Raw genomic sequence first — 13,674 nt, 5'->3', positions numbered from 1 at the left:
GCAGGATTAGATGTCAAACCAACCCGCGGACATCCTCATTGTCGAGGATACCTATGCTTTGCTGCAAACGTACAAGGCCTACCTGAAGCAGGAGGAGGCTCGGGTGCGCGGTGTTGAAACCGGGCAGCAGGCGATGGAAGAGATACAGGCTGCGGTCCCGGACGTCATAGTTCTCGACGTCAATCTGCCAGACATGCACGGCATAGACGTTCTCAAGGCCATTCGCGCCGAGGGTCTGACTTCGGAAGTCGTTGTGATTACCGGACAGGCTTCGGTAAATCTGGCTGTTGAAGCCATGCGCGAAGGGGCGTTCGACTTCATCATGAAGCCGTTTTCTGCGGATCGCCTGCGGACCACCATTCGCAATGCGCTGGAACGGCGGGAGCTGAGCGAACTGGGTAGCAAGGTGGAGGGGCCAGATCAGGAACAGGGCCTGTCCAACATCATCGGAAAATCCGAGTCCATGCAGGCGGTTTACCGCATGCTTCGTGCTGTTGCGCCCACAAATGCCTCCGTTTTCATCCGCGGAGAAAGCGGAACCGGTAAGGAGCTGTGCGCTGAGGCGGTGCATCAGCTTTCCAAGCGCAGCACAGGCCCAATGGTCACCATAAACTGTGCGGCGATACCAAAGGACCTTTTGGAAAGCGAGATCTTTGGTCACATCAAGGGGGCTTTCACCGGCGCGACTTCCGATCGCAAGGGAGCCGCTTTGTCAGCGGACAAGGGCACCTTGTTTCTGGATGAGGTCTGTGAAATGGATCTGTCCTTGCAGTCCAAGCTGCTGCGTTTCCTGCAGGAAAAGCAGGTGCAAAGGGTTGGGGAAGATCGCCTGCGTGATGCGGATGTGCGAATTGTCTGCGCGACCAACCGTGATCCGGTGGCCGAGGTTGCCGCTGGTCGGTTTCGGGAAGATCTTTACTACCGCCTTCATGTCGTTCCCATTGACCTGCCGCCCCTCAGGAACCGCGGCATGGATATTCTCCTCATGGCGCGTCACTTTCTGGGCGCCTATGCGCAGGAAGACGGCAAGCGGTTCACCCGCTTCAGCCCGGAAGCCGAACAGGCGCTCATGGCCTTTTCCTGGCCCGGTAACATCAGGCAGTTGCAAAATGTGTTGCGAAGCGCTGTTGTGCTCAATGACGGTGATGTGCTCGAGCGATACATGCTGCCGCCCGACATTGCAGAAGGCTCTGTGCGGTCCCTGCCAAAATCCCAACCAAGCGCAGGGCATCGGGTGGCTGAGTCGCCAGCCCATCCAAGTCTCCATGCCAATGGGGATGAGAACAGCGGAGTAAGCCCCCCTTCCTACGGTCATGAGGCCGGTGCTGCTCATGCGCCGTTGAGACAGCAAGGTGAGGTTGCTCAACAAAGCCCGCTGACTTTGCCTTTCCAAAGTGAGTCCCGTGATGCCTCACGCATCTTGCCTCTGGAGACAGTCATTCGCCTGACCATTGAAGACGCCATCGACCGTTGCAATGGCAGCATTCCAAGGGCTGCTGCGGCGTTGGAGGTGAGCCCCTCCACGATCTACCGCCGTCTGCAGGCATGGGAACTTGAAGATCAGGTGGCTCAAAATGCGCAGGACGACGCCCAGTCTTCTTCTGGGGCAAAATCCTGAGTGCGGCTTGCGGACACATCAGCCTGTTGTTTGCGCTAGGCGGCTTCCTGATCCGGTTTGCGCTTTCCCTTGCGGGTCTGTCGCGGTTTGGTGGCGGGGTCTACCATTCGGGGCATACGCACGATGATGGGTAGATTGTTGGTCGCTGCAAGAAACTCATCTTGCCGTCTCAAGGTGGGGTCCAGCACTTCAAACACAACAGCAAGGCCAACCCCCAGCATGATCGCGGCGAAAATACCGCCAGCTACATAAACCACCTTACCGGGTGTGATCGGGGCTTGGGGGTCTTCAGCCGCATCAACAATCTTCACCCGCTCCGGGGCTTCAAACTTGCCGAGCGCACCCGTCACCTCAGCCATTTCATAGCGACGGGAAAGTTCGCTGTAGGTTTCCTGAGCCAGATCGATGTCACGTTCAAGCCGGTTCATTTGTTTTTCAATTGGCCCAAACTCGGCAACACTTGCTTCCATTTCGGCTATGTTATTCTTCAGAAGCGCCACGTCTTTGGACAGCGCCTCGCGCTTGCTCTCCGCCGTTTGCAATGCTTGCATCTGCGAAACAAGCAGAGGCACCGTTTTCTGGTCCGCGTTCAGCTCTTGTCCCGCGGCCATGTTCCATAGCCGGTCAAGGTCCGCATCTGTTAGGTCGGAAGCGGCATCAAAAAGCAGTTTGCGCTCCTCTGTGAGCTGGCGCAGCGTTTCTTGTGCTGCCCGCACGTCTGAGTGGTTCTCGGTGTAGCGTGTCCTCAGGTTGGCCAGCAGGCTGGTCTGGGCAACAATGCGCTCTTCCAGTCGCCCCATAGCCGGGTTCGTACTGGCAAGTCGTTTCTTCAGGTGGTTTAGCTCTGCTTCCGCGGAGGCCAGCTGAACGCTTTTGCTGTCAAGCTCGGAGCGTAAGGTCACCAAGCGCTGGACGTTGGCTGTGTAAACGGAAGGCAGCTTGTCGGCGTTCAGCGTTTTGAATTCAGCCAGCTCGTCTTCCTTTGCACGCAGCAAGGTTTCTTGTTTTGCCAGCTGTTCAGCCAGGAAGGTACCACTCTTGTCGACGGCCGACCTTTCTGGTGAGAGCAGCCGTTCAAGAAAGCGCTCTCCCACAGCCTCCAGCTTTGCCGCCAGTCCATTGGGATTGGTGGACGTGATGGTGAGCTGCACGAGGTCGTTGCCCACCAGTTGCGCATTGATCGAAGTAGAAAGGGAGCGGACCATCAACTCCCGCTCTCGCTGAGGTGTGCTGGGGGTAATGTCCCCTACGTCTTCCAGAACACGTCCGAGCACATGTTCACTGTGCAGCAGCGCGTCAAGTGCGGGCATGCGCTCTTTCAGGTTGGGGCCAATTGCAAGGTCTTCCAGAAATGGGTTCAGCCGGGCCGGTTCCTGAACAAGCACAGTCATCGTCGCTGCGTAGCGCTTCGGTGCATAGTCGGAGACGAAAAATGCCATTGCAGGCAGGATAAGCATGGGAATGCAGATCATGTACCGCCGACGCCATGCCGCTTCGAGCACAAGCAGGAAAAAGTCTCGGATTGATCTGCCTTTGCCATTTATCATCATGAATACTCTACGTGAGGATGGGCGCTTGCGTCTGCTGCTTTCTTTTTGTTTTCTCAATAGTTTGTCGCAGATATTGCTCAATTTTTATGAGCATTTTTCCGAGGCAGTCCTGTTACCTCATGGGGTGATCTCAAGCAGCGCTTCGCCTGCTTCAAGGTCCGGTGACACGCGCTCACGAACCTCAATTGTGTCCGGCAAGCTGGCAATGATACGCTTGCTCACCGCCCGAGCCTTGCGAAGGCGTTCAAAAGCCTCGCCGTGGTCAGGCAAGCCAACGGTCAGCATCAAGGACCAATTGTTCTCAGCCGCCAGATAAGAGAACCGTTCCAGATCACTACGCGCCTGTTCCGAAAGCGGCGTCACCTCATCAAGGCCTTGAAACACAAGCGTGTCGCCCGGACGTAGTTTGGGAGAGGGTGCGCTTTGAGAAGCGGGATCTTCCGCGCTCAATGCGGCTCGTGCTGCAGCAAGCAACTGCATGCGGGCGTTGATGAGCGCTGGGTCTGTGGCAGCGCTCCGCCCAAAGACGTCAGCGCGGGAAGCTTGAGGTGTTTCAGGAGGTCGGATGCTGCCGGTTATGTCGTTAGCGTCTCCTGCATAGCTCGGAACTGCTTGCACAGGCCGGCGCGCCATGAAATCTCTAAACAGCTCTTCTGCAGAAGGCTGTCCCGTGTACGGAGCCGTGGTCCCATCTGCGGTGAGCCTGTTTGCGTCCTCCCGCTGTTGCGGTGACGGTACTGCAATGCCCGCCCGCGCTTCTGCCAGCATGCGTTCCCTCACGCTGTCCGCCGAACTGGGGTCCGGTCTCTCAGCGTCACGGCTGGTCTGGGAAAGCGCATCGTCACCTTCACCAGCTGCACGTGCGCTGGCTGCCTTTCCCTGTGCTTGGAGGTAGTCCGGCAAAAGCTCAAGATCATCCGTTTGAACGCAAGAAGCGAACATCAAGCAGAGTATAACGATAAGGACTTTTGTCCTGATCATTGATTTTTGCCTCAATAAACCGCGTTTAATATTATGTTTTATTTTTGTGTATCAATTATTTTTTTAATTTCTTCTTCATAAGTATTTGGCGATTTGTTTCGATCCCACCAGAGTGTTTCGATGTTTTTCCATAGTTTCCACTTAAGGTCTTGCGCTTCTTCGTCTTCTTGTTGCCCAAAGTGCAGCAGCCAGCGCTGGTCAACCACACCCTCGGCCATGTCCAGAAGGCCAGAATGGATATCGGGCTGACTCGGGCACACCTCTGCACTCGGCAACAGCATCATCACATCGCCCTCGCGGCCGTCGGTTGGGTCGAACGGGTCCGCCGTTGGCATGCGGCTGTGCCACTGAACATAGGCCTCTGCCCCGGTCACCAGAACACCCAGAGCGGCCGTCATCCGAGGCTGTCTCGTGTTGTAAAGCCAGACCTTGAGCCCCTCCCGCTGGAGGGAGCGGATATCCATGGGCTGCAGGCCATAGCCGTCGTTGATCAGGACGAGGTCGAACAGCCGGGCCAACGCACGGTCTTCTTCCGAGTTCAGTTGCGCCGCCAATTTTACATCAGGGGCGACTTCCCGGAACACGTCAACCAGATGCGGCAGGTCATAGGCTTGCATGTCCGGGTTTGAAGGTTCATCCGCCACGCTCCAGTAGATCGGGGAAAGCCCTCGCTCCTCTGCCTCTTGGGTGATCCGTTGAAGCTGCACTGCGGCAGCTTCAATGCCAACCTGTTCAATCAGGCGCTTTGCGGGCGTATAGGCCATCACAGCGGGCGCGAAAGGCTTTGCTGCGGACAGTTCTTGGAAAAAGGCCTGTTCCTCATCTGGTGTGGGTGTAATCAGCCCTGGTGCCAGCGGGCTGAGGCCCAGCTTATTGACGAAAGCAATGTCGCATTGCAGCTGAGCCACGCGCTTCTCACCGTCCTGCCAGGCCCAGGTTAGATGTGGTGCCTCATCCATGTAAAACCCGGCAGGGGCTCTTGAGGGCGGCAATGTACTCTCGAGAACTTCAAGGTTGATGGGAAGGCTCACATTGCCAAAGCTGCTCGTCACCGCCAGTTGCATGGGATAGGTCCCCTTTGGCGTGTCGGGCGGCACTGAAACCCAAATTTCCACACGCCGGGGACGTTCTGGAGCAACTGTGAGGCCGCTCACGTCAGACAGAAGGCGTGTTTCCTGAACGCTCAAGGAGCTGGCGTTCGCTGCTGGCCTGTCCAGTGTCCGAAGGGCCGCCCAAAGAAACAGCGCTGCTTCCGGGGGGCCGCCCGTCAGGGAAGCGCTAAGCAGGTCTTTTCGCTCATCGCTCACAAGGTCTACACTCAGGCGCGCTCCTGTTCCGGCGGCGATGCGCAAGGGCACGGCCACCATTGGCTTCACTGCTTGGGTCAGATTAAAAACCGCATCTGCGGGCTCTCGGGGGCCCAATGGCACCACGGGCCAAGCCGCGCGCGCAATTCGGGCGCGTTCTTCCAGCACAATGTTGAGCGCTCTGTCATCCCCCTTGGGTGTGAGCAAAACGGCGGAGAGGTAGGTCGCATCGGCGCTGTCGCCAGCAAGGTCAATGCGCACGCCTTCGCTTGTGGCGGTGGTGGTCGCCTTCAGATACCCTCCACGGTAGCGCGCCAGGTCCGTCCATGCATCACCTTGTCCCAGAACCTCGCGCCGTTTGCCTTCCAGATAGCGCTCACGCACCCAGTCTTCGATGCTGTGGCTTTTGTAAAACACGGTGTGGTCGTTGATGTTGATGCGCCGTTCCAGCGGATGAGGCAAATGTTCCCATTCACCAATGTCTTCAGTCCATAAATGCACATCAACCTCATCTCCTTCACGCCACGGCAGAACGACACGCTCCATTCCATTGATCCCGTTGGTAATCAGCGGATCGGAGCCTGTCCTGCGCACCGCTGTGGGACGGCCTGACTCAATTATCGAGCTTTCCGGTGTAACCCGTTGAAAGCCCGGAAAAACCGGCGCATCGGTCTCGCCAAAGCTATAACCAGCCGACCCTTCCGGGAGAGGGGCGGGTGTGAAAATGGAGACTTCCACCTCGCTGAAAATGGTGGAACTGTCGGGTGAAAACACAAAGACATCAGTGAGCTGGGCAAGGTCCATCAAACGCCCGCCGGTGGCCTTGATCCCGCGTAGAGGAATGCTGAGTTCAAAAGGTCCGGGCAATAATGTTTGTTCCAGATTGTATCGGCTGGCATATCCGGTTGAGGCGTTGTCATCAATGCGGACGATCAGCATCGCTTCACGTGCGCCCTCAAGCCGCCCTCGCACAATCAATTGTTCATTGCCGCTCAAGGTGTCCGAAGGCAGCGGCGTTTCAAGCGGTAGATTTCCTCGGGTCAGCTCCTGTGCGGGCAGAGATACACTCAAGAGCGCGGCCAACCCAATGGTGGCAAGCAACAGAAAATGCCCAAGTGCTGATCGCATGACTACCTCTCGCCTATAAGCTCTTCAAAGCCGCTTCCAGCTGCGCCGCCCGGCTCGACCAGGATTCCGGACGAACCACCTCGCGGCGCACGCTGTTGCGCTGTTTGTCGTTCAAGGCAAAGTTCAGGGCATGGGCCAGCGGTTCGCCGGTCTCAAGGACTGTCAGGAGAGGGGCATAAGGCTCCATCGCCGGAAACCGCGTGGTGATGATTGGCGTGCCCGCCGCAAGGTATTCTCTCAGCTTCAGCGGATTGCAGTTGCGGATCTGCTCGGTGTCTTTGAAGGGTAACAGCGCTGCATCAAAATGTTGGACATAGCCCGGCAGCAGGTCATGGGGGCGACGCCCCAAGAAGTGGATGTTGCCGTGTTTTTCCAGCAAGGAGATGTCTGTCTCAACGGCCCCAATCAGGACGAAATGCCAGTCAGGACATTGGATCGCGGCCTCGCACAGCATGGCAACGTCCACCCAGTCGGCAATGGAGCCATAAAACCCCGCAATCGGGCCGGTCTGCGGCAGGTCACTGGGCCTGTCAGCCGGTTTTGCGAACAGATCATAGTCCACCCCGTGTGGCAGATAGAGCGTCTTTTCAGCAGGAAACCGGTCCGCCAGGTGCTGGCTTGCGGCAACAATCAGGTCAGCCTTTTTGACAAGCTGTCGCTCCATGGCCGCGACGGGTTTATGGTCGACACCTGCGAGCGACGAGAAATCATCACCGCAATAGTAAACCACGGCCCGTTCTTCAAACTCGCCAAGAGCTACAACGGCGGTCGGCAAGGAAGTCCAGAGGATCGGTCGTTTCACTCCGTCTTCTCGCATCCAACTGGTGACCTGACGGGCAAGCAAACGCCGGTTGGCACATGCAGCCAACCTGCTGCCTGGCCAAGGTATGGCTGTTGGCGCGTGAACATGAATGTTTGCAGGCACCAAAGCGGTGGCTGTTCCGTTCATCCTTTTGGGCCGAGAAAGAATGCTGCCCAGCTTCTCGGTCACCCGTTTCAGGTCTCGAAAGCTGAGGCGCGGACGGCGCAGGCCAATGGAGTTCACCCACACCACCTGCCAGTCGTCAGAAAGGCGCGAAATCAGATGCTGGGTGGAGGAAGGGTGTCGGCCCCAGTCCTCACCAAAGACCACGAGATCAGAGGGCATGGGATTTTGCCACCTCCACATCAGCGTGGATCGGACGGATCACACGGGCTGGGGACCCTGCGGCCAAGACGCCCGGAGGAATGTCTTTGGTCACCACGCTTCCTGCTGCGACCACGGAGCCCGCGCCGATGCGTACCCCGGCCAGCACGATGGTGCCAAAGCACAGCCAGGCACCTTCTTCCACAATGATGTCACCCACCTGATCAGGGGTCGCAGGAAGGCCTGCAGCGCGGTCCGCAGGATCCAAGGGGTGGCCGGGATATCCAGCAAGGAAGCACCGTTCTGAAAGGCGCACATTGTCTTGAAGTTCAATGCGCGTTCCCACCGCGAAAGTGCACTGCCAGCCGATATCTATGTGGCTGCCCACCTTGAGTTCCGGCGTGCTTTCAGCGTCGGACCGGCCAGTGAAGGTGGTTTGGCCGGAAAGGCGCACATCATCACCAAACGCCATCTTCAGCGGGCCGATCACCAACGGCATGCCACCAAAGATGTAGAGCTGTTTGCAAGGTCTTTCGAGCTGGCTTTGAAAGAGGGGCGTGGTCCAACACACGCGCACAAGGTTCAAGAAAACCCCTTTGATCCCGCGGCTGATGGTGTAGAGCGCGCCGTGAAAACCAGGGATCACCGGAAATGACGCACTGCGTACCTGCTTCAAGGTCTTGTAAAGCCACTTGGTGGTTGGGGTGTCCTGACGCTTGATCCACCCTTTGAGTTTGTTCACTGCTGTCATCGCCCCATCCTGTTGTTATCGTTGGTTCCCTCCAGCACTTTGACGCGAGGTCGGGATCTTGGGCTGCGTGCTCTCAGCCTATGAGCAAAGGGTGAATCTTCCACTTGCGACGCGTCCGGCGACGCTCCTTGAATTGCCGGGGGTTCAAGCTCCTTGGCATAGCGGGACAAGGCCACGGTGAGCGACAGAAGGATGTAGATCGGCCAGGTAAAGCCTTGGGTCAGGAAGGTGCCGGAAATGCAAAAGCCGGTAATCCCACCAATGAGTGCCAGCGCCGTGGCGCGTGTGCTGGCCGGGGCGTTGTGAGCATCCAGAATTCGGCTCGACTCCCGGTTGGTCAGCACCATCAGCACCACCATGGTTACGAACGCGATGAGACCCGGAAACCCCGTTTCACCCAAAACGCCCAGCCAAGTGGAGTGCACGGCCTTTGCCATGCCGGTCCAGTGCGGCGTGAAGTAGAAGTAGTTGGCAACAAAGTTATCTAGCCCAACCCCATTCAAGGGGCGCGCCAGAGCCATGTTCACCGCCGCTTGCCATGCGTAAATGCGGCCCATGGCACTTTCATCAATGCCGCTCTCTGCAGCGCCGCCCGATTGCCGGTCGGCAATGCCTGCCATCACCATAAGGGCCGCCAGCCCAACGGCACCGATGCCCGCAAGAACGAACTTGTTCTTGATCACACGGGTTCCCCCGATGCCAAGCACGGAAACGATGCCAAGCAACCCGCCACGGCTTTGCGTTGCAACGATAGCCCAGCAAATGCAGAGGGTGGCGACAATGCCCAAAAGACGGTCCAGCTTTGTGGGGCGAATGATGGCAAGCGCTGTTGCAAAGCTCAAAGGGAACAGCAGCACCAGCGACAGGTCGTTGGGGTCACCCAAGACAGAACCGTAGTCTCGGCCAATTGTCACACGGCTCCCTTCCACCAGGCCGATGCCCTGCAGTTTGCGCGAGATTGTCACCAGCGCCACCGCTATGCCTGCAATCACAAAGACCCGGCAAGCGGTGGCAAAATCCTCAGGCTTTCGAACGATCCACGCAATCGCCAGCACCATGATGCCGATCTTGATGTAGGTGGCGGTGTAATAGGAAAACGCCAGTGATCGGTTCATGGCCAGCGCCAGACCCAGCGTGACAAGGCCAAAGAACACGGCAAACGCGGTCAGATCTCTGTTCCAGAATGGTTTCAGCGACTTGGCGCAAAAAAGCTGCCAGCACAGCACCCCGAGAGTTGGCAGCGCCAACAGGATGGGAATGCGAAACGGCATCAGAAACGGAAACACTTCGTGGATGCGGAAGAACGAGAACACCACGAACCCAAGGCAAAGATAGAACAGGTTCTTGAAGGCAATCACCGCCCCGATGGGCAGGATTGCCACAACGACAATCAGCAGGGGGTGCAGCGGATTGAGAATAGCCAGCCCCACCCCTAAAGAGGCAAGAGCCGCAATAAGCACATGGTGGTGGGCTTTGTTCTTGGTGGACAGTTGGCTCAGGTCCGTCATGGCTCAGGCCTCCACCGGCGCCAATGCACCACGGGATTTCAGACGGGACATGACGCCATACCCTGCCGCCAGCATGATCAGACCCGCCGCGATGGCATAGGCAAACTGCCAGAGCAAAGAAACGCTGAGCGGCTGGCCCGCCACCGCGAGGACGGCAAGCCCCGTAAACACGGCCATCTGAGGCAGACGATAGGGGATTGGGGCCTTCCGGTGAAACAACCCTAGAAACAGCAGAAGCCGCAGGCCATGGCCCACCAGCGTTGCAAAAATCGCACCGGCAACACCATGGGACGGCGCAAGCAGCCAATAGCCGAGAACGGCTGCAGCCCCGCCAACAGCATTCACCCCGAGCACATAAAAGCCATGCTGGGCGCGGTACGTTCCAACATTGAGCAAAGAGCAGAGCTCATTCAGCGAAAAGCACAGTACAAGCCACGGCACATAAGCAATGGCAGGCAGGTATGAGGCGGGCAACAGCCACGCAATGAAAATCGGCGCTGCAAGGGCGGTCCCCAGCGCCCCAACCACAAGCACCCAGTAGCCAAGCAGCACCACGTCAGCGGAGTGGGCAAGACCGTTGCTTTCTTCCAGAACCGCAATGCGTTTTGCATACCACCACAAGCCAAAGGGCTGTAGCAGAAGCGGCGCGGCCAGCGACAGTTTAACGGCAATTGAATAGTGAGCCAGTGTTTCCGGCGAAATGGCCGTCACGAGGAACCAGCGGTCGCAGGAGCCAAGCGCGAACATGGCCAGCGCGCCTCCAACCAAGGGCAAGCCGAACTTCACCGTGCGCTCAAAACCTTGGCGGGAGAAACCAATGCCGGTGCGCGAAACTTGGAGCGCGAGCAAGCTCATCGCCAGTACAACGTCAATGCTGCCGTTTGCGATCAGGATGGCGTCAATGCCATACCCGTTCATCAGCAAGACCACCATGGTCAGCGCTTGCAACACACCGCGAGAGGCCGTGAAAATCAGGAAGAGCTTGGGCTTGTTACCAAGCCGCAGCCACGCCAGCGGCAGCTCGATGAGCCCGCCAAGAGTGGCGCCCAAAATGCTCAAGCGCAGCGCCCATTCGTTGATGGGCAGATCCCATGCGCCAATCACCAGCGGCATGAACAGCTGCACCAGAACGCCAAAGAACAGTGCCAGCACCAACGCGCTGCCGGTAATCACAGCAGCTTCTCGGTTGCGTTCAGCTTCCGTGCGCTGGGTGCCGGAGAACCGAAACAGCGTGTCCGCCAGCCCCATGGCAAACACCAGACCAATGAACTCCAGCAAGGACGCGGCTACATCCAGATAGCCCACATCCTCCGCTGCCATGTATCGGGTCAGCACGGGAATGGTAATAACCGCAAGGCCCTTGGTCAGAACAATGCTGGCCACATAGGGCCAGGCATGGAGCAAGCTCTTCAGGTTCATGCGTCAGGCGGCCTTTCGGTGCGGTATGGCCGCTTCCACGAGGTTGGAAAGCGCTCTGGCTTGGTTTTGCAATGTGAAGGTCTCACAAACCCGGCGCCGCCCCGCCGCCCCCATTTCCTCTTGGTTTTCTGGAGAAAGCGCGAGAAACGCTTCCAGCGCTGCCTGCAATGCCTGGGGATTGCCGGGGGGCACTTTGTAGCCGCACTCGGGAGTAATCGTCTCTTTCATGCCCATGAAGTCAGTGGTGATCACCGGAAGCGCCATGGCCATGGCTTCCTTGGCAACAAGGGGTCCGGAATCGCGGGATTTGTCCGGAGCGACCTTGAAGGGCGCGACCAGAGCTTTGTAGTGAGGTCCGTTTTCCGTCAGCCACTCCGCAGGTTTGGGCCCCAAAAACGCGAGCCCTTTCTTCTCCAGCTCAAACTTGATCGCCTGCGCTTGGAGCCTTTGCTTCAAAGGGCCGTCTCCCACAATGTCGACGGGGGGCATGGCATCGCCCATTTCATGGAGCGCGGTAAAAAGGTCATCGATGCCTTTCTGCTCCACCAATCGCCCGATGAAAAGCAGTCGGCCATTGTCGCCGCCGTTCAGGCGGGGGCGGAAACGGGTCGGATCTATCCCACAAGGGACGATGGAGATTTCCGCTTCCGGGCACAAGGTGTGCAGGTCTTCTGCCATGTCGTTGCAAACAGCGACCACAAAGTCCGCAGCTTCAAGCTTCTCTGGCAGATCAATTGCTTCTGAGTAGACGTCGTGTCCATGGCATACGAACGAGCAGCTTACCCGCATCAACCGCGCGGCGACGATGGCATGGGCTGCAGCTGGTCCGGCGAAATGCGCATGAAAGTGCTCAATCCCTTCCTGTCTGGCAATACTTGCAATCTTCATAGCATTGCCCAGCAGCGAGTAGACCGGCAAGCCGGTTTGTTGGCGGCAGAATTGCAACGCGGAAAGGAAGGAGCTGGACAAGGACGGCAGCGCTTTCAGCGCTGAAAAATCACTGTGCTCCGGCAGGTAGTGGGCAATCTCTTTCAGTTTCAGGTCGGCGGATTGCGCTGGGCCATCGGTACGGCGCAGCACGATGGGCACAACCCGGTGCCCCTGTTCCTGCATGGCCCTGATTTCGTTTCCAACAAATGTCTCGGAAAAAACCGGAAAATCAGCCAGCACATATCCAATGGTTTTCACGAGGGCGCGTCCTTTTTTGTTGTTATCTCGCGCGGTCTTGGCCTCGAACTCCCTGTAATGTCGGGGATTAGAATTGGCTCAGAACCTGCAAAGCTTGCCTTGAAGCAGCAAGCTCGATGCCAACCCATCGCTTTCGAGCTCGATAAAAAATCAGGAGTGTGCCATGGAGCCGGGGTGTTCGGTTGTGATCCCGACAAGAGATTGTCTGCCGTATCTGAAGGAAGCCATCCGCAGTGTTATCGAGCAGGCATTTCAGCCCCTTGAATTGATCGTGGTCGACGACGGTTCAACAGATGGCACAGGCGAGTGGCTCTCCCGGCTTGCCGTAGACTGCGATGAGCTCGTCGCCCTTCAAGGGCCAGCGAAAGGCCCTGCAAGTGCGCGGAATCTTGCCATCTCCAAGGCCCGGTACAGCCACGTTGCCTTTTTGGATGCAGACGACATCTGGTATCCCGGCAAGCTCGCAGAGCAGATGCGCTGGCACTTTGAACAGCCCAATGCACTGTTCAGTTTCACTGATTATCGCCACGTGGGCATGGCTGGGGAGGACCTTGGTACCTGCTTCGAATTCTGGCAGGGCCATTTGAATGCGCGCCCTGAAGAACACTATCAACTGCTTCAGGACCCTCTGGCTGCGCTGCTGTCGACCAACATCGTCGGCACCTCTTCAGTCGTCGCAAAAACAGAAGCTTTGCGATACGCAAATGGATTTGCAACAGCGTTACCATCCGCTGAAGATTGGGACCTTTGGTTGAAGCTGGCGGAAAAGGGCGCCGTAGGCATCAGTGGAACGGTGACCATGGACTACCTGATGCGTCCCGGAAGCGAGACCCAAAAACGGCAGGCACGCATTGATGCCATGAACACAATCATCGCACGCTACGAAGACAACGCATCCCCCGCCGTGCAGGCGGCCTTGAAAAAGGCTCGCGCCAACATTTTAGTGGCCACAGCTGAAAAGGAGCTGGAAGAAGGCAACCCGTCAGCTGCCTTGAGAACCCATATCAAAGCCGCCATGCTGAACCCGGACAAGCGCACGCTACATGCCGTTTTGTCGGACGCCAAGGCTTTGCTTGTTTCCAAAAGCGCTTGAGGGGA

General features: G+C 57.7%; 10 protein-coding genes. 2 read left to right on the top strand and 8 right to left on the bottom strand.

The genetic code is table 11. The features are described from left to right. The first annotated feature begins 10 nt into the window (after positions 1-10). Positions 11-1,618 (top strand): sigma-54-dependent transcriptional regulator, encoded by a 1,608-nt coding sequence (locus tag PUV47_RS04785; RefSeq protein WP_274217331.1) that lies wholly within the window; start codon positions 11-13, stop codon positions 1,616-1,618. Between the two features lie 35 nt (positions 1,619-1,653). Here the strand turns inward: PUV47_RS04785 and PUV47_RS04780 are convergent, their stop codons facing one another. The 8 genes from PUV47_RS04780 to PUV47_RS04745 all read right to left on the bottom strand — a co-directional run bounded on the left by PUV47_RS04780 (position 1,654) and on the right by PUV47_RS04745 (position 12,576). Beyond that, a complete protein-coding gene (locus PUV47_RS04780) occupies positions 1,654-3,168 on the bottom strand; it encodes a GumC family protein (RefSeq protein WP_274217330.1) in 1,515 nt (504 codons plus the stop codon). A gap of 117 nt (positions 3,169-3,285) precedes the next feature. Next, the gene (locus PUV47_RS04775) at positions 3,286-4,149 is read right to left on the bottom strand and encodes a hypothetical protein (RefSeq protein WP_274217329.1); all 864 of its coding nucleotides are present in this window, start codon (positions 4,147-4,149) and stop codon (positions 3,286-3,288) included. 38 nt (positions 4,150-4,187) lie between these two features. Beyond that, the gene (locus PUV47_RS04770; RefSeq protein WP_274217327.1) at positions 4,188-6,584 is read right to left on the bottom strand and encodes a hypothetical protein; all 2,397 of its coding nucleotides are present in this window, start codon (positions 6,582-6,584) and stop codon (positions 4,188-4,190) included. A 13-nt stretch (positions 6,585-6,597) separates the two neighbouring features. After that, positions 6,598-7,731, bottom strand: coding sequence for a glycosyltransferase (locus PUV47_RS04765; protein ID WP_274217326.1), 1,134 nt, complete (start codon positions 7,729-7,731; stop codon positions 6,598-6,600). Next, positions 7,721-8,461, bottom strand: coding sequence for an acyltransferase (locus PUV47_RS04760; RefSeq protein WP_274217325.1), 741 nt, complete (start codon positions 8,459-8,461; stop codon positions 7,721-7,723). The genes PUV47_RS04765 and PUV47_RS04760 overlap by 11 nt, the downstream gene beginning before the upstream one ends. Beyond that, positions 8,458-9,969, bottom strand: coding sequence for an O-antigen ligase family protein (locus tag PUV47_RS04755; protein WP_274217324.1), 1,512 nt, complete (start codon positions 9,967-9,969; stop codon positions 8,458-8,460). The genes PUV47_RS04760 and PUV47_RS04755 overlap by 4 nt, the downstream gene beginning before the upstream one ends. A 3-nt stretch (positions 9,970-9,972) precedes the next feature. Next, the gene (locus PUV47_RS04750) at positions 9,973-11,388 is read right to left on the bottom strand and encodes a lipopolysaccharide biosynthesis protein (protein ID WP_274217323.1); all 1,416 of its coding nucleotides are present in this window, start codon (positions 11,386-11,388) and stop codon (positions 9,973-9,975) included. Positions 11,389-11,391: 3 nt separating this feature from the next. Next, positions 11,392-12,576 (bottom strand): glycosyltransferase family 4 protein, encoded by a 1,185-nt coding sequence (locus PUV47_RS04745; protein ID WP_274217322.1) that lies wholly within the window; start codon positions 12,574-12,576, stop codon positions 11,392-11,394. A 163-nt stretch (positions 12,577-12,739) separates the two neighbouring features. On the opposite strand from PUV47_RS04745, the gene PUV47_RS04740 reads away from it, so the two are divergent. Further along, complete coding sequence (locus PUV47_RS04740; protein WP_274217321.1) at positions 12,740-13,669, top strand: glycosyltransferase family 2 protein; 930 nt, start codon at positions 12,740-12,742, stop codon at positions 13,667-13,669. Positions 13,670-13,674 lie beyond the last annotated feature (5 nt).

Source organism: Pseudovibrio exalbescens, assembly GCF_028737195.1.
Lineage (GTDB): Bacteria > Pseudomonadota > Alphaproteobacteria > Rhizobiales > Stappiaceae > Pseudovibrio > Pseudovibrio zosterae.
The sequence above is the reverse complement of the archived record's forward strand: the minus strand, read 5'-3'. Positions and strand labels throughout refer to the sequence as shown.

What these genes read in the sequence shown, in the direction of transcription:
- PUV47_RS04785 (WP_274217331.1), top strand. Translation starts at nt 11, where the DNA reads ATGTCAAACCAACCCGCGGACATCCTCATTGTCGAGGATACCTATGCT.
- PUV47_RS04780 (WP_274217330.1), bottom strand. Translation starts at nt 3,168, where the DNA reads ATGATGATAAATGGCAAAGGCAGATCAATCCGAGACTTTTTCCTGCTT.
- PUV47_RS04775 (WP_274217329.1), bottom strand. Translation starts at nt 4,149, where the DNA reads ATGATCAGGACAAAAGTCCTTATCGTTATACTCTGCTTGATGTTCGCT.
- PUV47_RS04770 (WP_274217327.1), bottom strand. Translation starts at nt 6,584, where the DNA reads ATGCGATCAGCACTTGGGCATTTTCTGTTGCTTGCCACCATTGGGTTG.
- PUV47_RS04765 (WP_274217326.1), bottom strand. Translation starts at nt 7,731, where the DNA reads ATGCCCTCTGATCTCGTGGTCTTTGGTGAGGACTGGGGCCGACACCCT.
- PUV47_RS04760 (WP_274217325.1), bottom strand. Translation starts at nt 8,461, where the DNA reads ATGACAGCAGTGAACAAACTCAAAGGGTGGATCAAGCGTCAGGACACC.
- PUV47_RS04755 (WP_274217324.1), bottom strand. Translation starts at nt 9,969, where the DNA reads ATGACGGACCTGAGCCAACTGTCCACCAAGAACAAAGCCCACCACCAT.
- PUV47_RS04750 (WP_274217323.1), bottom strand. Translation starts at nt 11,388, where the DNA reads ATGAACCTGAAGAGCTTGCTCCATGCCTGGCCCTATGTGGCCAGCATT.
- PUV47_RS04740 (WP_274217321.1), top strand. Translation starts at nt 12,740, where the DNA reads ATGGAGCCGGGGTGTTCGGTTGTGATCCCGACAAGAGATTGTCTGCCG.